This is a genomic window from Rhizobium sp. YTU87027 (assembly GCF_050644135.1).
Taxonomy (GTDB): Bacteria; Pseudomonadota; Alphaproteobacteria; order Rhizobiales; family Rhizobiaceae; genus Rhizobium.
This window is the reverse complement of sequence record NZ_CP098441.1, coordinates 1,435,467-1,455,200: the sequence shown is the minus strand read 5'-3', so window position 1 is coordinate 1,455,200 and position 19,734 is coordinate 1,435,467. Positions and strand designations below refer to the sequence as shown.

The 19,734-nt window shown below is 59.2% G+C and carries 18 protein-coding genes and 2 pseudogenes; 9 read left to right on the top strand and 11 right to left on the bottom strand.

Annotated elements, in window-relative coordinates:
* Positions 1-20: 20 nt before the first annotated feature.
* Positions 21-1,442 (top strand): ISNCY family transposase, encoded by a 1,422-nt coding sequence (locus tag NBG89_RS25740; protein ID WP_431323147.1) that lies wholly within the window; start codon positions 21-23, stop codon positions 1,440-1,442.
* A gap of 6 nt (positions 1,443-1,448) precedes the next feature.
* On the opposite strand, the gene NBG89_RS25735 is transcribed toward NBG89_RS25740, so the two are convergent.
* On the bottom strand, positions 1,449-2,186 hold the full coding sequence (locus NBG89_RS25735) for a hypothetical protein (RefSeq protein ID WP_431323146.1): 738 nt from the start codon (positions 2,184-2,186) through the stop codon (positions 1,449-1,451).
* Between the two features lie 314 nt (positions 2,187-2,500).
* On the opposite strand from NBG89_RS25735, the pseudogene NBG89_RS25730 reads away from it, so the two are divergent.
* Positions 2,501-3,873, top strand: a pseudogene (locus NBG89_RS25730) (ISNCY family transposase).
* A gap of 267 nt (positions 3,874-4,140) precedes the next feature.
* Here NBG89_RS25730 and NBG89_RS25725 read toward each other — a convergent pair.
* Positions 4,141-4,449 (bottom strand): addiction module antidote protein, encoded by a 309-nt coding sequence (locus NBG89_RS25725; protein ID WP_431323145.1) that lies wholly within the window; start codon positions 4,447-4,449, stop codon positions 4,141-4,143.
* Position 4,450: 1 nt separating this feature from the next.
* A complete protein-coding gene (locus NBG89_RS25720; RefSeq protein WP_431323144.1) occupies positions 4,451-4,741 on the bottom strand; it encodes a type II toxin-antitoxin system RelE/ParE family toxin in 291 nt (96 codons plus the stop codon).
* 414 nt (positions 4,742-5,155) lie between these two features.
* Between NBG89_RS25720 and NBG89_RS25715 the strand changes: the two are divergent.
* A pseudogene (locus NBG89_RS25715) lies at positions 5,156-5,287 on the top strand (IS1595 family transposase); the annotation flags it as partial.
* Positions 5,288-5,339: 52 nt separating this feature from the next.
* Here NBG89_RS25715 and NBG89_RS25710 read toward each other — a convergent pair.
* Complete coding sequence (locus tag NBG89_RS25710) at positions 5,340-5,585, bottom strand: type II toxin-antitoxin system RelE/ParE family toxin (RefSeq protein WP_431323143.1); 246 nt, start codon at positions 5,583-5,585, stop codon at positions 5,340-5,342.
* A 40-nt stretch (positions 5,586-5,625) separates the two neighbouring features.
* Positions 5,626-6,108: a hypothetical protein gene (locus tag NBG89_RS25705; RefSeq protein ID WP_431323142.1), complete on the bottom strand. Its 483-nt coding sequence runs from the start codon at positions 6,106-6,108 to the stop codon at positions 5,626-5,628.
* Positions 6,109-6,851: 743 nt separating this feature from the next.
* Here NBG89_RS25705 and NBG89_RS25700 point away from each other — a divergent pair.
* Positions 6,852-7,970 (top strand): IS110 family transposase, encoded by a 1,119-nt coding sequence (locus NBG89_RS25700; protein ID WP_431323141.1) that lies wholly within the window; start codon positions 6,852-6,854, stop codon positions 7,968-7,970.
* 458 nt (positions 7,971-8,428) lie between these two features.
* Here NBG89_RS25700 and NBG89_RS25695 read toward each other — a convergent pair whose 3' ends face one another.
* The gene (locus tag NBG89_RS25695; RefSeq protein ID WP_431323140.1) at positions 8,429-9,928 is read right to left on the bottom strand and encodes a mechanosensitive ion channel family protein; all 1,500 of its coding nucleotides are present in this window, start codon (positions 9,926-9,928) and stop codon (positions 8,429-8,431) included.
* A gap of 843 nt (positions 9,929-10,771) precedes the next feature.
* Here NBG89_RS25695 and NBG89_RS25690 point away from each other — a divergent pair.
* A complete protein-coding gene (locus NBG89_RS25690; RefSeq protein ID WP_431323139.1) occupies positions 10,772-11,584 on the top strand; it encodes an alpha/beta hydrolase in 813 nt (270 codons plus the stop codon).
* Positions 11,585-11,780: 196 nt separating this feature from the next.
* On the opposite strand, the gene NBG89_RS25685 is transcribed toward NBG89_RS25690, so the two are convergent.
* A complete protein-coding gene (locus tag NBG89_RS25685) occupies positions 11,781-11,903 on the bottom strand; it encodes a hypothetical protein (RefSeq protein WP_431323138.1) in 123 nt (40 codons plus the stop codon).
* 995 nt (positions 11,904-12,898) lie between these two features.
* Here NBG89_RS25685 and NBG89_RS25680 point away from each other — a divergent pair.
* Positions 12,899-13,336, top strand: a complete 438-nt coding sequence (locus tag NBG89_RS25680) for a VOC family protein (RefSeq protein WP_431323137.1) — start codon at positions 12,899-12,901, stop codon at positions 13,334-13,336.
* 375 nt (positions 13,337-13,711) lie between these two features.
* Here NBG89_RS25680 and NBG89_RS25675 read toward each other — a convergent pair whose 3' ends face one another.
* Genes NBG89_RS25675 through NBG89_RS25660 form a run of 4 tightly spaced genes read right to left on the bottom strand, consistent with a single transcriptional unit; the run spans position 13,712 to position 16,272 of the window.
* Positions 13,712-14,212 carry a DoxX family protein gene (locus tag NBG89_RS25675; protein ID WP_431324554.1) on the bottom strand — a complete coding sequence of 167 codons (501 nt, stop codon included), beginning with the start codon at positions 14,210-14,212 and terminating at the stop codon, positions 13,712-13,714.
* On the bottom strand, positions 14,205-15,017 hold the full coding sequence (locus tag NBG89_RS25670; RefSeq protein WP_431323136.1) for an HvfC/BufC N-terminal domain-containing protein: 813 nt from the start codon (positions 15,015-15,017) through the stop codon (positions 14,205-14,207). The genes NBG89_RS25675 and NBG89_RS25670 overlap by 8 nt, the downstream gene beginning before the upstream one ends.
* Positions 15,004-15,930 carry an MNIO family bufferin maturase gene (gene bufB / locus NBG89_RS25665; RefSeq protein WP_431323135.1) on the bottom strand — a complete coding sequence of 309 codons (927 nt, stop codon included), beginning with the start codon at positions 15,928-15,930 and terminating at the stop codon, positions 15,004-15,006. The genes NBG89_RS25670 and bufB overlap by 14 nt, the downstream gene beginning before the upstream one ends.
* Before the next feature lie 27 nt (positions 15,931-15,957).
* Positions 15,958-16,272 carry a BufA1 family periplasmic bufferin-type metallophore gene (locus NBG89_RS25660; RefSeq protein WP_431323134.1) on the bottom strand — a complete coding sequence of 105 codons (315 nt, stop codon included), beginning with the start codon at positions 16,270-16,272 and terminating at the stop codon, positions 15,958-15,960.
* Between the two features lie 262 nt (positions 16,273-16,534).
* On the opposite strand from NBG89_RS25660, the gene NBG89_RS25655 reads away from it, so the two are divergent.
* From NBG89_RS25655 to NBG89_RS25645, 3 genes are all read left to right on the top strand, one after another.
* Positions 16,535-17,101, top strand: a complete 567-nt coding sequence (locus tag NBG89_RS25655; protein WP_431323133.1) for a sigma-70 family RNA polymerase sigma factor — start codon at positions 16,535-16,537, stop codon at positions 17,099-17,101.
* Positions 17,088-17,723 carry an NrsF family protein gene (locus tag NBG89_RS25650; protein ID WP_431323132.1) on the top strand — a complete coding sequence of 212 codons (636 nt, stop codon included), beginning with the start codon at positions 17,088-17,090 and terminating at the stop codon, positions 17,721-17,723. The genes NBG89_RS25655 and NBG89_RS25650 overlap by 14 nt, the downstream gene beginning before the upstream one ends.
* A gap of 616 nt (positions 17,724-18,339) precedes the next feature.
* Positions 18,340-19,692 carry a ferredoxin reductase family protein gene (locus tag NBG89_RS25645; protein WP_431323131.1) on the top strand — a complete coding sequence of 451 codons (1,353 nt, stop codon included), beginning with the start codon at positions 18,340-18,342 and terminating at the stop codon, positions 19,690-19,692.
* Positions 19,693-19,734 lie beyond the last annotated feature (42 nt).

Here is a 19,734-nt window from a genome sequence, read left to right as displayed (position 1 = left end):
CATGAGCGGTCGGAGTCGTCATGTCCTTTTTGATCACCATGTCGCAGAAAGAATTGCATCGCCTCGAGCTTATCCAGAAGATCCGTGACGAGCGCCTGACCGTCGTCCAGGCCGCCGAACAGCTCGCGCTTAGTCGAAGTCAGGTCCATCGGCTGCTGCAGGCCTATGACCGGGATGGTCCGGCCGGGCTTGTTTCAAAGAAGCGATCGCGCCCGAGCAACCGGCGCCACAGCGAGGAGTTTCGCAATGCGGCGCTGGATCTGATCCGCGAGCGCTATCTGGATTTCGGTCCGACGCTGGCGCGCGAGAAGCTGATCGAGTTGCACCGGATCTCTGTCGCCAAGGAGACGCTGCGGCAATGGATGACCGAGGCTGGCATCTGGGTCTCGCGCCGGGAGCGCAAGAAACGGGTTTTCCAACCACGCGGCCGGCGCGATTGCTTTGGCGAACTGGTGCAGATCGATGGCTCGCATCACTGGTGGTTCGAGAGCCGCGGCCCCAAGTGCGCCCTGCTTGTCTATATCGATGACGCCACCGGCAAGCTCTTGCATCTTCGCTTTGCCGGATCGGAGAACACGTTCGACTATCTGCATGCGACGAAGGCTTATCTGCAGCAATGGGGCAAGCCGCTGGCTTTCTACAGCGACAAACATGGTGTCTTTCGATCGACGCATCCGTCGAAGAAGGACAGGACAAGCGGTCTGACGCAGTTCGGCCGGGCGCTCTATGAGCTCAACATCGATATCATCTGTGCCAACACCCCTCAGGCCAAGGGTCGGGTGGAACGTGCCAACCAGACATTGCAGGATCGGCTGGTCAAGGAGATGCGGCTTCGCGGCATCGATACGATCGAGGCTGCCAATGCCTATGCGCCTGAGTTCATGGCGGATTTCAACGGGCGCTTCGGCAAGCCGCCACGCAATCCGAAAGACATGCACCGACCGCTGGCCGACCACGAGAACCTCGATGGTGCCATGTGCCGCAAGGAAGTGCGCACGCTGTCGCAATCGCTGACGCTGCGCTACGACAAGGTGCTGTTCATTCTCGATCCGACCGAGATTTCCCGGCCATTGGCAGGTCAGAAGGTGATTGTCTGCGACTATCCGGACGGTCGGCTCGAGATCATGCACGAGAGCTTTTCCCTACCCTACAGGACCTTCGACACGTTGCGCTCGGTGCATCGTGCGGAGGTCGTCGACAACAAACGGCTGGACGACATGCTGTCGATTGTCGCAGAGATGCAGGCCGGCCGAGAACAGCAGCGCAGCAAGAGCGGTCCCCGACGCACCGGGCAGACGGATCATATGTTTGGCATTCGGGACGGTAGCACCGCCAACGGCTATCAGAAGCGGGGCCGCAAGCCGAGGACGGATTTCATGAACGATCCGGCGGTGATTGCGCGGCGAGAGAAAGCGCTATTGAGGCAGCCAGCGGCGGAATAAAGATCGTCAATGCACGCCGATGTCGCTTTGCGTATCCGATTCCAGCTGCAGGCATGCGGACCAAAGCGGTGTCTTGTGGAAGGATCCGTCCTGGAAGAGTGTGAGCCCCTCTCTTGCTTCATAGAGCAAGCCGAGCCAGCACAAACGCCGTAAGACGCCGTATTTTAGATCGGATTTCAGCTTCCAGGCCTCCAGGGTCATTTCGGTTTCCGAAAGAGGCTCCAGATCTGGATAGAGGATTTTCACAACCTCCATTGGCGTGCAACCTTCTCTGGCCTTGATATTGAGAAGATTGAGGAACATGCGCCACCAGCGCAACCGCGCTTGCACCTCCTCTTCCCGTTCGGTGGCGTGGATGTAGGAATAGAGATAATCCGTGGCGACCAAATCGAAGAAGGCGTTAGGGTTCACCAGAAACTCGCGGCCGCGTCTGGTTGGCAGCAGCACATCCTTTTTCCGACGAAGCAGCTTCAGATGACGGGTCATGTCGCGCACGACCCAGAGCGGCGGCATGTCGCGTTCATTGAGCACCTTGTTCATGCTATAGAGGTCTTCGGCTGTAAAGTCGGGCCAGAGGAAGTTAACAGCGGCCCAATGCACGAACTTGCGGTTCATGGCGCCGGTTGCCGTCAACCCGATGCCCCCCTCACCGTCGGCATAGGCAACGGCAAGAAGCATGCCGCGAAGAAGTGGTGACAGCGCGGCGACATTGACGTCACCCTGCAGTTTGATTTCCGGAAGCATCCTGCGACTTTGATCCCTACCCCGCCCCTATGCAGGTGCGCACGAGTATCAGCCGGAGACGGAACAATTGCTACTGAGAAAGCTAAAGCCGAAGGGGAGCATCATCACCCGCCCCCGCTCCGCCCTTTCAACCCGGCCCAGCCGGCCGGATCGGGGGCTGATCGTCAGAGCCAGTGTCGCGTTTCTAACTGGCTGACAATGTCGCGTGTCTAGCCAGCTTTGACATGACATGTAGCCGCAAAGTTAGAATGTCCTGTTTCTGCAAAGTAGAAATGTCACTCTCTCCCCGTTTTTGATGACGGCGGAGATTGCAGATGGGATTGATAGCGATGAGCGAGCGTGATCTGCAGCGGATCGAGATTTTATCGAAGGTGATCGCCGGCCGGATGACCATGGTGTCGGCGGCGCATGTGCTTGATCTGAGCACCCGCCAGGTCCGTCGGCTTCTGCAACGGATGTGCACGGACGGCGCGGCGTCGATCCGGCACAAGGCGATTGGCCGACCGTCGAACAACCGGATCAGCGACGGCGTTCGCGATTATGCGGTAACGCTGGTTGGCGAGCGCTATGCGGATTTCGGGCCGACCTTGGCGACGGAGAAGCTGGCCGAGCGTGAGGGGTTGCGTGTGTCGCGCGAGACGGTGCGCGGCTGGATGGTCGATGCTGGACTGTGGCTGTCGCGCAAGCAGCGGCGGACGTTTCATCAGCCACGATTGCGGCGCGAGGCCTATGGCGAGCTGGTGCAGATCGACGGTTCCGAGCATCGCTGGTTCGAGGACCGCGGGCCGGCTTGCTCGCTGCTGGTGTTTGTCGATGATGCGACCGGCAAGCTGATGCAGTTGCGCTTCGTGCGTTCGGAGAGCACCTTCAGCTATTTCGAGGCGCTCGAGCTTTACCTGAAGGATCACGGTGCTCCGATCGCCTTTTATTCCGACAAGCATACGGTGTTCCGAGTCCCTAAAAAGGACGCCAAGGGTGGCCAGGGGATGACCCAGTTCGGGCGTGCTCTGTGCGAGCTAAACATCGAGATTCTTTGCGCAAATTCGAGCCAGGCCAAGGGCCGTGTCGAGCGGATGAACCGAACACTGCAGGATCGGTTGGTCAAAGAACTGCGGCTTTCCGGCATCGACACCATGGAGGCCGGCAATACCTTCCTGCGGGACTTCGTGGAGGACACAACGCGCGGTTTGCGATCGTCCCTGCCCGGTGTGATGACCTGCATCGGCCGATGAATCTGGCGCCGGATCGATTGCAAGAGATCCTCTGCAAACGCGAACAGCGCTATATCGGTGCGCAGCTGACGTTTTCGTTCGAACGGCAGCGGATCATGCTGCAGGAGACCGAGGTGACGTGCGGGTTGGCTGGTCGTTATGTCGAGACCTATGCCTATGCGGACGGTCGCCTGGATGTGCGCTGGAAGGGATATTGCCTGCCCTACACGGTGTTCGACAAGGATCAGCGGGTGACGCATGCGGCGATTACCGAGAACAAGCGGCTGGGTGAACTCCTAGCCTATATCAAGGAGCGTCAGGATCAGCGACCAACGCCGAAGGTGAAGACCAACAGCGAGAAGATCGGCTACACGCCTCGCGGCGGCAAGCCGGGGCGGAAGACGGATTTTATGAACGATCCCGCCGTCATTGCCCGACGGCGACAAGCGCTCTCTGATCTCGATGCGGCGGAATGACTGACTGGTCCGACTGTCAAAGCTAAAGTCGGTTGGTGCGTCTCACCCGCCCCCTCCCTTCCCTTGCAACCTGGCCCAGCCGGTCCGGTCGGGGGCTTGCCTCAGTGCAAGTGGACATGGTGAGTGTCGCATTTCTAAATGGCTGAAGACGCGCCCAAAGTGACATTTCTACTTTGCAAATCGGCGGACATTTCAACCTGGCCGCCACATGACATGTAGCCGGGTACATTCTATTTCCAAGTGCGACATGCCAATGATTTCAATCTGTCAGATCGGCCCTTTGGTGGAGTTGGATGCCGGTACCAGCGACAGCCGCAGGCCAAGCACTTTCACCGCTTTGGCGATAGTATCGAGCGTCGGATTTCCCCCTGGGCGAAAAACCTTGTAGATGGTTTCACGACTGAGTCCGCTGTCTTTCGCGAATTGCGATGCGCCGCGTCCGCGGGCAATATCGCCGATGGCCGCTGCAATAAGAGCAGGATCTCCATCCTCCAGAACCGCGTCGAGATAGCCAGTCTGATCCTCGTGGCTTTTGATGTAGTTCTGAATATCGAAGCGCGTTGTTTCTAATGCCATCTTATAGCTCCTTCGCCATTGCCTTCGCCGTCGCTATGTCGCGTTTCTGGGTTGCTTTGTCGCCACCACACAGCATCACTACGACAACATCAGCCTGCCTCACAAAATATAGGCGATACCCCGGCCCATAATCTATTCGTGCCTCGCTCACCCCGCTCCCCACGGGCTTTGCGTCTCCGAAATTTTCTAATTCGAAACGGCGCAATCTGGCGAGAATTCTGTCACGCGCGCGCCGGTCTTTGAGATCTTCCAGCCATCGCGAAAAGACGACTGTCAGTCGAACTTCAATCATGTGTATTACAGTACGCATACTGCATAGTTTGTCAACTGTGGTACACAGCCGATGTTGACATCTACCCCACCGATTGATGCACCAACATGCTTTGTCATTCTCTCGACCTCCCCAACTGCCCCGAGTGTCTGAAGAACGCGAAGATCGATTATCGCCCAAAGGCCGCCTTCCAGCCCGGCGAGCATTCTGCCCGCGGCCATCGAGAAATGCCGCATGGTGGCTCCCAACGTGGCCGGTCAGGACTGCGATTGAGGGTCTCCGCCCTGCCCGACCACCCCGATTGAAGTCACAGAAAGGCCGCAGACAGTGATATTTTAACTTTGCCGGAAAGCGGACATTCCAACTCCTCCGCACAATGATTGTAACGCACTTCCGCGTAGCTGACGTCTGCACGCGCTAAAGGTCGACGGGTGTCAGAGCCTTTGGTCGCGGGTGCCGCCGGCGCTGCAATTACTGCAGGTCTTCAGCGCCGCTACCGGCTGTCAAATACGCAGAAGCCCGGATGGCGGCATCATCATCAAATCGGCCGTGGCTGTCTTTGGTTGATAAAGGCCGCGTACATTTTTGAGCAGTTCTTGTTTCGGCAAGATGTCAACCTCTAATCACCAAGAGGCCACTTTTGCGCACCGTGCACGACACGAATGAGATCCACATTATCGCCGACGGCGCAAACAACGATGAAGGGCGTGCCGATCACAACCAATTCTCTTGTTTCTACTATTCGCCCCGTTCGACCAGAACGTGGGAAATCCCGCAAGCGTTCAACCTGCCGGTCAATTTCATCCCACATATCAAGAGCCGCCGCGGGGTTGTCCTTCGCGATATGCGCAACGATGCGGTCCAAGTCTGCACCATATGAGGCACGTCTGACGAGCCGCATATGCTCAGCGGCCCCGTTTCACTATGCTACGCTTGAGTTCCGCCCGTTTCGCCTTCGCCCGAGCCGCCCATGCATCCTCGGAGATCTCGGGATTCGAGCCGTCTTTCATGCCATCCAGCGCGTTTTGCACCTGGCTTCGGAACCAGGCGTCATGTTCAGCTGCTTCGCGCAGCTGGCGCTGGCGTTCCGCCGTGTCGGGCCGCTTCCTTTCGATAGCCGAGGGATCGTGTTCTGTCATATCGATTTCGAACCGGGCAATGCCCAGTTCATCGCGAACATAGGCGGCGACGGTATTCAGATTGCGCCAGATTCGCATTTGGCGCGACCGTTGCGCGGCAACCGCTCTTTGATCCGTCCCATATTTCACGAGAACGGCGAAGCCGCCGGGCCGCCCCAATACGACGGCGTTGTTAAGTGCATGCGCGCTGGCCAGACTCTTGACGGTCTTGCCGTCGATCGTTTCCGGTGAATTGTGGGGTGTTCGCATAGTGAACCTTATCTAATAATAATTGCGCGTTTATTAGATAAAAACACAATACAATGTCTTTCACAACCCTCCCCCTCTTTCAAAGGCTATGGCGATGTCCGGAGGAAAAGCATTGCGGTTTGTTGGGAGCAGAACGCCCCGCACACAACGCGGATCGGAACCGCCGCAGGGCTGCGTCAACGGTCCGAACAGCGACGACCGCTTGTTCTTTCCTGTATATGAAATACAAACAGACGGCGATTCAGTCAGTCCAGCGGGCTCACGTCAGATTGAGCCTGATCGTCGTGCCGTGTGGCAGCGCAAAAATGACATTTAAACTTTGCGCCAAAACGGGCAGTTCAGTCTTGCTGTCACAATGATGACTGACGGACAATTTCAACCGGGTCGCCACATTTGATTTGATGTACCGCATTTTAGAGATGCGCGAGGAGCGTCCGAAGACCGGGTATGCTACTTCCCGGTCTGTCCTTGCAACCTGGCCCAGCCGCGGTCCGGTCGGGGGCTTGCGTCAGTGCAAGTGGACATGTCGAGTGTCGCATTTCTAAACGGCTGGAGACGCGCCCAAAGTGACATTTCTACTTTGCGTGGCCGCGGACATTTCAACTCCTCTGCCGCAATGACCTGTAGGCCAGTTAGACCGTATGTTCGTGGCCTGAAGGTGGCCCGCCCCCGCGGTAAACTAAATTCGGGGGTTGCTCTGGATAGAGCCAGAGCCGAGCCCCATAGTTTAGCGAGGGCGAACCATGAAAGAAGATAATGTAATTTTCATCGGCTTGGATACGTCCAAATTGAAGATTTCAGTGGCCGTTGCCGAAGGAGAACGCAACGGCGAAGTCCGGTTTTTCGGCGACATCTCTTCCGAGCCCGCGTCTGTGGCATCGCTGGTCAACAAGCTTTCCAAGCGCGGAGCCAAGCTTCACTTTTGCTATGAGGCGGGTCCCACCGGTTACGGCCTTTACCGTCAAATTGTCGAACTGGGGCATGACTGCGTGGTGGTGGCGCCGACGTTGGTGCCCAAGCGAGCGGGCGACCGGGTGAAGACCAATCGCCGGGATGCCGTAAGCCTGGCGCGCCTGCACCGGGCGGGCGAGCTGACCGCGGTCTGGGTTCCGGATGAGGCTCATGAGGCGATCCGCGACCTGGTGCGGGCTCGCGAGGCGGCCAGCGATGCGCTGAAACAGGCGCGCCAGCAACTTCAGTCTTTCATGTTGCGTCATGGCCGGATCTATACCGGCCGCAAACCATGGTCGCGCGCCCATACAAGATGGCTGACGTGCCAGGCCTTCGATCATCCCGCCCACCACATCCTGTTGGCGGAATATTGCCAGGCCATCGAGGATGCCGGCGTGCGTCTGGACCGGCTGACCCAGCTAGTGGTGGAGACCGCAGCATCCTGGTCGATGGCCCCGGTTGTGGCCGCCTACCAAGCAATGCGTGGTGTTGCATTCATGACAGCGGTCACCTTCGTGGTCGAAATCGGCGATGTCAGGCGCTTTGATAATCCCCGTCAGTTGATGGCGTATCTTGGTCTTGTGCCGTCGGAAAGCTCGACGGGCGAACGGGTCAAGCGTGGTGGGATCACAAAGGCAGGCAACACAAGGGCGCGTCGGGTCCTCATAGAAGGCGCCTGGACATATCGCTTCCCGGCACGTGTAAGCCCGACGATCCAAGCGCGGCTAGAGGGATTGCCAAGGACCGTTCGGGAAATTGCCTGGAAAGGCCAGGTGAGGCTCTGCGCGCGCTATCGCAAGCTGATGGCAGCAGGCAAGCCGAAGGTCGTCGCGGTCACCGCCATTGCCCGGGAGATGGCAGCTTTTCTTTGGGCGATTGGACAGGAGGTCACTCCCACAGCAAAAATTTAAAGCCTATCGTCGGTGCAAAGCGCGACAAACAGTCGAGAAGCAAAACATCTGCTGTTGAACAAAGATGGAGGCAGGGTTCCGGTGGGGAACCCTCGTCATCTCTATGTGGCGGATAAAATCCATGCCCGATGTTAGATAGAGGCAGCCCCAGACGAACATACGGAAATGCGGTACCCAGCCCGCGCATAAGAGTATGCCAGCCGTCGTCAAAATGCCCTGTCTCCTCCTTTGTTCAACAGCTTCACGCATGTGCTTTCGTCGTCAAAGCCGGAAGTAAAAATCATGACTAAAGAGCTTGAATACGAACGCAGTCGTCGCCTCTTGGGATGCTGGCTGGTCTAACGTCCGCCTCACGATGCTCATTGGCATCGGGCCGACCAGAGCGATCCTCGATAACGGCCGGCTGCTCACCGGGAACCCGGAAAAGCTCCTCCTTCACAGAGATTTCTAAGTACTCATTACGAGCGGCGCCGCCTTTGGTCTTCATCGCGTGGGCTTTCAGAGATTTTTCGCAGAAAGCTGCGAAGCTTCGACAGGAACATTTCCGGTGCTTCAGCATAGTCGGTCTGACGCGCAACAACATCCCTGCGGTTCAATTCCTGTCCTCTGCGAGCCAATACCTCCAGACTCTTGACCAGATCCGGGCGCGCCGCGATAGCGTCGCCTACGCCCTTTCTGTCGAGGCGGTAAGCGGTCACTGGCGTCAATGCGGTAGCCGTTGCTGCGTAGGGGGTCCCTGTGATCATGCCGATCGCCCCAAGGCTGCCGCCAGGACCTAGTCGGAAGATTACTTCGGTCGAACCGGGCGGACCATCCGTAATCTCGACGGTGCCCGATGCCACGATGAACAGCACTTTCGGATCGTCACCCCGCTTCATAAGCTGGTCGCCAGCGGCGAACCACACTTCGACCAGTTGGTCCGCTAAGAGACTTCGATCGGCATCGGCGAGGACTCCGAACCAATCGGACTCCTCGAGGAGAGTTGCAGCGGTTGGGACTTGCAAGCGCCCTTGGATCGGAACACCCGGAACGGCGAGCGCAATGCCTGCGTGCCGAAGATGGGACTGGATGTGGCCCAGCAGTTCGGTCCGGGCCTCGACGAACACTTCGATGCTAGGAATCGTAAAGCTGATGTCGTAGGCCACGCCGTCACCTTGAAGCTCGCTGCGGGCGACGCTTGGAGGCGGCGTCGCCGATAGCAACACGCAGGTTTTAACTGCGGCGTTCAGAACCTCCATGCAACGATCGGGTCGTTCACTCGCTGCGAGCTTCACCGTGATCGACACGCGGCGAACCTTCGTCGGCAAGCTGTGGTTTACCAGACGTGCCTTCGCCATCACGCTGTTGGGGACGATCGCGACGTCCCCGTTCAGCGTCGCAATATGCGTGGAACGCCAGTTTACCTGTACGACGCGGCCTTCTATCCCGCCTTCCACCCAGACCAGATCGCCAGGACTGTATGGGCGCTCTATGCCAACCGCGACCCCCGAGAATACGTCTGACAGGCTACTCTGAAGCGCTAGGCCCAACACGATCGCAATGACGCCGGAGGTGGCAAGAAGGCCGCCGACCGGCACGGCGAAGACGAAATTGATAACGGCGAACAGCGCAAGAAGATGGATTAGCCCTGCCATCAGGTCGGAAACGATCCGCGTTTCTCGCGGCTTGGTCTCGAAGACCACCAGCAACCGGACAACGCCGATTGCGCATTGGGCGGCAACGAGCCACCATCCGATCTCAATGAGTTGCTGCCATATTCGGTCGCCAGGCTCGGCAGCATCAAACTGCGGCGCAAACGGCGACCCTCCGATTCGCAGCACCGTGTATGTGAGAGCGATAAACACAGCCGTCCGCCACGCGGCTCTCGCCCAAAGCGGCCATCTCCGCGTGATCCAAGGCACGATCATGGCGGCAAACAACAGCAGGGTTGCACTGATCTGGGCGGCTTCTGTTGTCATATGAACCCCATCGATGAAAGCCGCGGATGCGGGCTTTCGTAGCCACGAGCCGGGCCTATGCTGACATCGGCGCCCCGGCAGAACAAGTGCTGGGTGCTTGCTAAAAGATCAGGCGTCGTCTTATGGGGCCTTTTTCAGATTGGACATCTGCATAAGAAACAGGATTTTCCCCGCGTTGTTATCCGCTCAGATGATGACAGAGCACAATTAATCCGCGCCACAACGATACAGATCATCTCGAAGAATTGCTCCGGGCGGAGGCGCCGCAGCGTCCAAACTGATCGCCTTCGAAGTGCTGCTAACCCACACAGGGATTCATTCCGATTGCGAGGGTGTTATTTCTAGTATAAGTTGCTGAAGAGCACGTTTTAGAAATACTCTCGATGCCTCATTGATATCTGAACAAAAAGAAAACATACATTTGCGCGATGTCCCCCGCATTTGGCACATGAAGCCGCTAGTATGCCTTGTCTGTTTTCCATGGAGCGGAACTTTGCTTATGAGCACGATGCGACAACGAACAGGACTTACCTCCGATCTTTGAGCCAGCGCTCGACCGGTCGCGGCAATCGTGGCCCGACTTTCTCAACGAATCCTTGCCAAGTCCCCAATCTGTTGACAACGGAGTTTGCGGAACTGTCTTAGCGGCGGACGCCCTGCCGCCCCTTGCCCCAGAACGCGGACATGGCCATCCTGACAACTTGCCTGAACACGGTGTGCCGATCACATCGATATCGCGCCAATTTTCGAAATTTGGTATGACTGGTGGTCACCGATGCACTCGCCAACGGACCGAGCTTGCGCTGAAAGGCTCACGATGACCGTCGTTGGGTTATACTTAATATGAGCGTCACAAAGCTGCTGCTGATCCTGTTGGTGGCGGCGGCTTTCGCTTATATCTCGGTTGTCGGCTTGGTGTTTCTTTCGCAGCGCGCCCTACTTTATCCCGGCACCAACGCCGCCCCTGTTCCCGAGACAGCGAGCTGGGGCGAGAACGTCCATATAATCACCTCAGACCACGAGACGCTTCACGGCCTCTATAGCCACAGTGCATTAGACAAACCATGCGTGTTGCTGTTTTTCGGCAATGGCGACCGCGTCGACAATTACGGCTTTCTCTCACGCGCCCTGGCCGCGCGTGGCATCGGCTTGCTGGCGGTCTCCTATCGCGGCTATCCGGGATCGACTGGCTCGCCGAGTGAAAAGGGCCTGCTCGCCGACGGAATCGCCGCGTTCGACTGGCTTTCGACACACGGTAAAGGTGAGATTGTCGTACTTGGCCGGTCGCTAGGCACCGGCGTCGCCCTGGACACGGCAGCGCAGAGGCCGGCCGCCGGTGTCATCCTTGTGTCCCCGTACCTGTCGGTTCTATCGGTCGCGCAGACGCATTATCCGTTCTATCCGGTTGCGCTTCTGCTCAGGGATCAGTTCCGCTCGGACCTTAAAATAGCGGCGGTGAGACAACCGAAGCTATTCATTCACGGTCGCCGCGACGACAGCATCCCACTCTCTTCGGGCGAGGCACTGTATCGGATTGCCCCCGAACCCAAGCAGATGGTGATTGACGACGGTGCGGGCCACAACGACATCTGGAACGACGGCACGGTCGGCAGGGTGATCCGCTTTGTGGAAGGATTGAAAAGCGCCGCTCGCTGAAGCCGATCCTCCAGCTCCCGATGACGGGTCGGCATTGCGCTGCATCAACCGTCGAGGTGTTTGTGGCGCATGTGCAAGACGGAAGCCAATCCCTACCCTCAAAATGGCAAGATGCGCTCGGGTTGGATTCTTCATTCTCCGCCGCAAAGTCAAAGTGTCCTGTTTCTGCAAAGTTGGAATGTCACTCTCCCCCGGTTTAATGACGTGGGAGATTGCGAACGGGACTGATTTCGATGAGCGCGCGCGGCGTCGGCGACTTCCCCCGGTCGACCAGCTCCCCAGTCATCTGCGTGATGACGACGATCTCATAGGCCGGCATCGCCTCCGGACGCTACAACGGGGGCAAGTCGCTCGGCGCCGGCAAACGGCAACGCCTTCGTTCGAAGGATCGTCGTCGGGCCTTGTCTTCTTCCTCCGTAGGCGCCTCAACCCGCTTGCGCCGCTCTTCCGGCTCGTCGTCGTCTTGCCAGGAACCGTCCATGCGTGCAGCCGATCGCTCCAGCGAGCACGAGGGAACAGTTCCCGGAAGCGCCCGACGGTCATCCGGTCGACGAGAAGGAAACCGTCTTAACGAGGTGCGCGTCTTCCGGCTTTGGTTGGGCGCGTCATGTTGGTTAAATGGCTGTAGACCGTCGGGGTTGCGAGGTACTATCGCTTCGGCTATCTTCCGCAACGGTCGAAACAAGAAGGAGGCGTGCAATGGCAGAAGATTTCATATCCCACGCCACCGCGATCTGAGATACCAATGATCGTCCGGCTTTGAAACCGGGCCAGTCCTCATCAAGCTGACAATCTCGCGGTTAGGCGTCTTCACGCAGCACGCGGCCCATGGGTTTCCAACCAGCCGTGGCTGCCTTCCCAAACTTTGGAAGAAGGCGCGGTCGAAATCGCCGCGAACCATCATGAAGAAACACGTGTATCCGAGCACGGAATCTAGGCTTGCGACTTGGAGCGTTCGGTCGATTTTGGACTTGTTCGCCGTTCTGCCGATAGCGAGATGGCTTCCACGCAGGACGGCGAGACCTCAAAACTTTGCGGAGCTATCATATAGGCTCAGGAAGGATATCGGGGTGGATCATCCGGACTGAAACGTCCAAGGGTGATCCATTTTGTGGTTCAATTGATCCAGTTATTGGATCACCCTGGCGGATTTCCGAAACCATGGGGAGCGCTCTCGTCACCCGGAGGTTCGCACACTCGTGGCAGCGTGGGCAACGGCAGGCGGTGCATCTCTCCAGAAATTCGATAGCGATGTCGGAAACGACGGCTCATGCGCGTCCTCGAATGGCAAAGGACAAGTTGGAGAATGGAAACATGGCGCTCAAGCGGATGGACAACATAGGCATTGTCGTCGAGGACCTCGGAGTGGCGATCGATTTCTTTCGCGAGCTGGGCCTTGAACTCGAAGGGCGCGCCACGATCGAAGGAGAATGGGCCGGACGCGTCACGGGATTGAGCGATCAGCATGTCGAGATAGCGATGATGCGCACACCGGACGGGCACAACCGGCTGGAGCTCTCCCGCTTCATCAGCCCCGCTGTCGTCCAGGATCACAGGAACGCCCCGGTGAATGCCTTTGGATACCTGCGAGCGATGTTCACCGTTGATGATGTCGACGAGACACTCGAAAGGCTTCGTTCATGCGGTGCGCAGCCTGTGGGCGAGGTCGTTCAGTATCGGGACGCCTATCGGCTCTGCTACATCCGCGGGCCTGAAGGACTTCTCATCGGCCTCGCGCAAGAACTCAACTGAGCACCGGCAGTAAGTCGTGCGCCCCCAGCTTGAACAAGTGAAACGGTGGCAAACGTAAACTGTTGGCGCTTTTGCTGCTCCAGCCGCTCGATTCATCTTGTCGTTCGCTTTCGCCCGTGCGGGTCGCATCGGTCGTGGCCTCGTCTGTTGTCGCGCCCCCTCACCGACCAGATATAGCGGGCCCAGGAGACCAGCCCTTTCTGGTGCAGTGATCGGCGTGCGGAGAGAACTTCCAATTCGCGTCATCTTTCGTTTCGAGAAACATCCAGTGATTTTAGTCATGACGGTAAACGTGTCAGTTCATCTCGCTAATCGCTTCTGAGTGGGGTCGCTCCCGGGCCGGGGCAAGACCGGCCTTCTCAACCCGCCGCCGCATCATTCCAGCGCCCACAAGCGGCGGATGAGATGATCGAGCGACAATCGACCCGGCCCCCATCGCATGATCGCGAGCGCCATCGCCGCCCAGGTGATGTGAACGGGCCAGCCGTCGGGAACCGTGAGTTCCACGACCAATGTCATGACAAGAAGACCCGTGCCGGCGAAGCGCGTCCCGAAGCCGAGAACCAGGAGGATCGGGAAGACGATCTCGCCGCAGCCCGAGAGGAACGCCATCGTTGCCGGCGCCGGGAACGGATAGGGCCCGCCTGGAAGATGCAGCATGAATTCCTGTGTGAAGAGATCGATCGCGGTATCATTGAGTCGAAGGAATCCATCCCATTTCAGGATGCCGGAGCGCCAAAAGGGTACCGCAAGCGCCAGGCGGACGACCGCCTGGACCAGGTCGGGCTGCGCAATCGTCCGGACGAGCCCGCCGGCCGTCGCTATCAGTTTCGCCAATGGGTTCAGAGCGCTTCGACGGGGTGCGGAATCAAGCATGTTCGACATCAGAGATCTCCATCTCGATATTGGCAAAGGCGCCGGCCTCGATCATCCCGGCGATCATGGCGGATAGGTCGAAATTGTGGTTGTCATGCAGGGCGACCGCGGCGGCAATTTCGAGAGAGCCGCCAGCGATAAGACTTTTGAGAAAGGCCGCGCCGCCGCGTTGAAGCCGGCGGACGACGACCTCGTCCGCGATGCGCGTGATCAAGCCGTCTTCCGGAACATCATCGACGCGGCCGACCGGCTGAGGGATCCGGTTCAGGGCGAAGATGGTCACGACGGGGTGGTTGGAGGAGATCACGCGCATGGCGGGGTGAGGCTTGAACTTCAGATCGCCCAGGCGTTCCGAAGGAACGCTTGCGAGCGTTTCCGGGCGGACGACTGGCGCGTCCGCCGCGTGGTAGGAATCGAGCCAAGCCCGCTCGACCCGTGCCACATCGCCAAGCCACGGCATCTCCTGCGCATATTCATACTGGCCGATAAAGGCAGGAAACTCCCGGCCATATTCGAATAGCAACGGAGATGTCGGCGGCGTCTCGCGGATATGGAACCGCGCCATGGCGCGGAAGAAGTCCGCTCCGGTGATGCGCTGGACGGCCGGGAAGATGGAGGCAAGCGCCTCGATGAGGCCCACCGTGACGTTGTTGCGGTAGACATTGTAGCGCTTCTCCGGTCGCTTGCCTGCCGGCCCGGTGACCAGCGCCGGCGCCGGGGCGTCAGGCACCAGCAGTGCGGCGCAGAACTGCTCGGTGAAGTCCGGCGCCGGTGACCGGATCGGCAGGATGTCAGCCGGGCACATGGGACGCCTCCCTGCGAAACGCATGCCCGTCGAGGATCGCCTGTGCAGCAAGCGCTTCGGCACGAAGCACGGGCCAATCCGGAATCTTGCCGTCCCACTCGATCAAAGTGGGGATCGGTCCGCCGCGGGCAATGACGATTTCGTAGAGCCGCCAGACGGCATCGGCCACCGGTCCGTCGTGGCTGTCGATGAGCAGCAGTTCGCCCTCGTCGTCTTCCTGTTCGGTGTGGCCTGCGAGATGGATCTCGCCGACTTTGGAGAGTGGAAAGTCGCGTAGATACTCCAGCGCAGAGAAGCCGTGATTGGTTGCGGAGACGAAGACATTGTTGATGTCGAGAAGCAGCCCGCATCCGGTTCGCCGGGAAATCTCTCGGATGAAGTCCGTTTCGTTCATCGATGAATCTGCAAAAAGAACATAGGTCGACGGGTTCTCCAGCAGGATGGTTCGGCCGATCACGGCCTGCATCTGATCCACGTGGTCGCAGACGTAGGCCAGCGTCGCACCGGTATAGGGCAACGGCAAAAGGTCGTTCAGATAAGTGTCCGCATGCGTCGACCAGGCCAGATGTTCGGAGACCAGCGCCGGCTCGTAGCGCTCGATGAGGGTCTTGAAGCGGCTCAGATGCTCCTTGTCGAGCGGCCGCGGGCCGCCGAGCGACATGCAGACGCCGTGCAGCGATATCGGGTGGTCGCGGCGCACTCTCTCCAGCGCGCGATGCGGCGGGCCGCCGGCGCCCATATAGTTCTCGGCGTGGACTTCGAAGAACCCTTGTTGGCCGGAGTCTGCGGCGATCGCCGCAAGGTGCTCCGGCTTGAAGCTGGTACCGGCCCGGCCTGCAACAGAATAGGTCGGAAAGCGGGGCGTGCTTTCCGCCTCCACGGGCAGAATGGTAGTCCCGTCGGTCTTGGTCATGTTCGCCTCCGCTTTCCTGCCAGACGCTTAGATGTCGCGCTTCAGCGGCATCAGCGAACCATGGCGGTCGCCCGGCAGCTCGAGCGATGCGCAGGTGCCGCCGCGAACGAACTTCCAGGAATTGCCCTGGAAATCCTTGACGGACGTTCCCTGGCAGGTCGTGCCCGGACCGGCAGCGCAATCATTTTGACCCTTGAGCGCGACGCCGAAGCACTTTTCCTTGTGGGCGGCGATCGCAGCGTTGGCTTCCGCCTTGGTAAGGGGGCCGGCGCTTGCGACCGTTGCGAGGGCGGTCGTCACCGCACTGGCGAGAAGGGCGGCGCTGATGGAAGTCTTAAGCATTCGAATTCTCCATTGCTTGTTAAGCCCCTTCCGTCGGGGCACGGACGGTACTCGTAAGCAGGGAGGTTTTTGTTACAGGGGGCGGGTGTAACGAATGCGTGATCCCTGTAAATTGCCGAGCGAGGCAAACGACGATTTTCCGGTAAGGCTCATGCCCGTGCCGCATGTGCGCGACACAAGCAGTCCGGGAGTTGTGGATTCTCAAAATGAATCTGCATAGAGCGGTAACAAAAGCGTAGATCCGCACGTAGAGGATAGAAGGGTGAAATATTCGGCGCGTGAAGAGGAATGGGCAGGCTGGATGCGTGCCGCCATGAATGGCGACACGCAGGCCTACCATCGCTTCCTGTCGGCAGTCACGCCGCATCTGCGCGCCATCGCGCGAAGGCGCTGCGATCAATTCGGCGCGCTGCCGAGCGAGGCGGAGGACGTGGTGCAGGAAGTGCTGCTTGCCGTTCACCTGAAGCGCGGAACCTGGGATCCGGGGCGGCCGATCGGTCCCTGGCTGTCGACGATCGTGCGCAACAAGCTGATCGACAGTCTGCGGCGGCGTGGTCGGCACATCAGCGTGCCGATCGAGGACGTGATGGCAACGCTTGGAGCGGAAGAACAGACCGACGCGCTGGATCGGCTCGACGCTGAACGTATATTGGAACGGCTCAGGGATCCGCAGCGCGATATCGTGCGCTCGATTTCCATTCAGGGCGCGGGCGTGCGGGAGACCGCCGAGCGGCTGAAGATGAGCGAAGGCGCGGTGCGTGTCGCCCTTCACCGGGCGTTGAAATCGCTAGCCGCCCTTTACCGGAGTGACGAACTTGAAAACGGATGACCTGATCAACCTTCTTTCGCAAGACGCCCCTGTCGGCATGCGGCTCGGCCGCATGCTGTCGCTGGCGCTGGTGATCGGTGTCGCGATATCAGTCGCGCTCATGGCTTCGACGATTGGCGTCAGGCACAATATGCAGACCGTGTTTGCGACGGCACGCGTCTTCTTCAAGATCTGCGAGACACTGCTCTTGGCGATCGTCGCATCGCGTCTTGTCTTCCAGATCGGCCGGCCCGGCGTTCCGCTGAAGGCACGTAGTGTGGCGCTGCTCGTGCCTGCCGCGCTGTTGATTGCTGCCATCATCGCCGAGCTTTTTGTCGTGCCGCAGGAGAGCTGGACGACGAGCATGATCGGCAAGAACGCCGCCTTCTGTGTCTTCTTTATCCCCATCCTGTCGGTAGCACCGCTGGCAGGCTTCCTGTTGGCCCTGAAAAACGCCGCTCCCGGCAATCCGGGGCTTGCAGGCGCCGTTGCCGGGCTGGCCGCCGGCGGTATTGCGGCGGCAATCTATGCCTGGCACTGCCCGGATGACAGTCCGTTGTTCCTGGCGAGCTGGTATGGCCTCGCCGTCACCATCGTGACGGTCGCCGGGTTGTTGATCGGACGGCGCATGCTACGCTGGTAGCTTTCTGGCAAACGCGGCATCGTCTGGCGCACTTGGCGATCTGAGCGATGACGTGACGTTGTCGTGATAATCGATTCCTATGACCGAGCAGGCACCGGCCTCCCCTACCGCAACTTTTTCGCGGGCGACGTCACGACGCTTCGTCATCGCCCCAGGCGGATGACGCGCCGGGCAGGTCTCGTCCCAGCATCCAGAAACTAGCGCGACCGGCGAGGTACTGGCGTCAGCGGTCCTTTCCAGCAAGCGGTTCGAAAGAAGTGTGGCATCACCACGCAGCCGCATTACATCGCAACGTTTTCAACCTCAGGGAGCATCTGAGCGTCCGGACATATCGTCGTCCTCGCGCTTGACGTTGCCCACCTAAGATTGTCTAATTTGAGACTAGAACTTCTGGAGGTAAGATGGCGTCGCGGATTATCTACGTCGTAATGGTCGTCGGCGTCGCCGGCGCGCTTTTGTGGTGGGCCATCAATTGGTGACACGGATATCTGGGACGCAGTTCGATGACATGCGACCCGGATGCGTCAGGTAGCGCCGTTTCGTCCGACCTCTTTCCATCGGAGCGCGTCACACCAGAGGTCTCCTGGGGTAATGGATTTTCCTGGAGGCAACGCCCATGCGAAACCTAAAGCATGCATTCTGGGGCATGCTCGCGCTCTTGACCCTGTTGTGGTCGGCTGCTGAGCCGGCAATCCTTCAGCCAGCGAGCTTCTTCGGCGTTCGTGCACTGGCGATGCAGTTCACCGGCATCATCGCGATCGGTTGCATGAGCGTCGCGATGGTTCTTTCCTTGCGGCCGCGCTGGCCGGAACCATGGCTTGGTGGTCTCGACAAGATGTACCGCCTGCACAAGTGGCTCGGCATCACGGCCCTCGTCGTTGGCATCGGGCACTGGCTCTGGGCCCAGGGACCGAAATGGGCAGTAGGCTGGGGTTGGCTCGAGCGCCCGGCGGGCGGCGGGCGGCCTTTGATCGACAACCCTGTCCAAGCATTACTGGGGAGTTTGCGCGGTTTTGCCGAGACCGTTGGCGAATGGGCCTTTTACGCCGCCGTGCTCCTGATCGCACTGGCACTTGTGCACCATTTCCCCTATCGACTGTTCTATAGAACGCACCGCCTTCTTGCCGTCGCCTATCTCGCTCTGGTCTTCCACACGGTTGTGCTCGTCAAGTTCAGCTATTGGGTATCCCCTGTTGGATGGCTGACGGCGGTGCTGCTCGCCTACGGCACATGGGCCGCAACCATCGTCCTCCTGCGTCGAGTAGGTGTGGACCGGCAGGTGAAGGGCAGGATCATCTCTCTTCGCTATTACCAAGGGGTGCGCGTGCTGGAATCCGAGGTCGAGGTGCCGCGAGGCTGGCCGGGTCACAAGCCAGGCCAGTTCGCCTTTGCCACATCGGATGTCACGGAGGGCGCCCATCCCTACACCATCGCCTCGGCATGGCATCATGAAAACCCGGGAATTTCCTTCATCACCAAGGAACTGGGCGACCATACCGGCCGCCTGCGCGAAAAGCTTGCGGTCGGCCAAGAGGTGAAGATCGAAGGGCCCTATGGCTGCTTTACCTTTGATGACGACTGTCAATATCAGATCTGGATCGGCGGCGGGATCGGCATCACGCCCTTTGTTGCGCGGATGAAGCATATGGCACTGCAAAAGGCAGCGCCCGACTGGCCCGATGGGCAGACGGCGGATCTGTTCCACAGCACCACCGATGTCGATGAAGAAGCCCTTGCTAAGCTGGCTATTGATGCCAAATCGGCTGAAGTCCGACTGCATTTGTGGATCGATGCACGCGACGGCCGCCTGACGGGCGAGCGCATTCGAGCCGCCGTTCCCAACTGGCGTGACGCAAGCATTTGGTTTTGTGGCCCGATAGGCTTTGGCGAGGCATTAAAGCGCGACTTCGCTGCGCGGGGCTTTCCCGTAAATCGGCGCTTCCACCAGGAGCTCTTCGCGATGCGGTAGAGGTGCCTGACGTTAAACGGCATGGCATCATTCCGGGACACC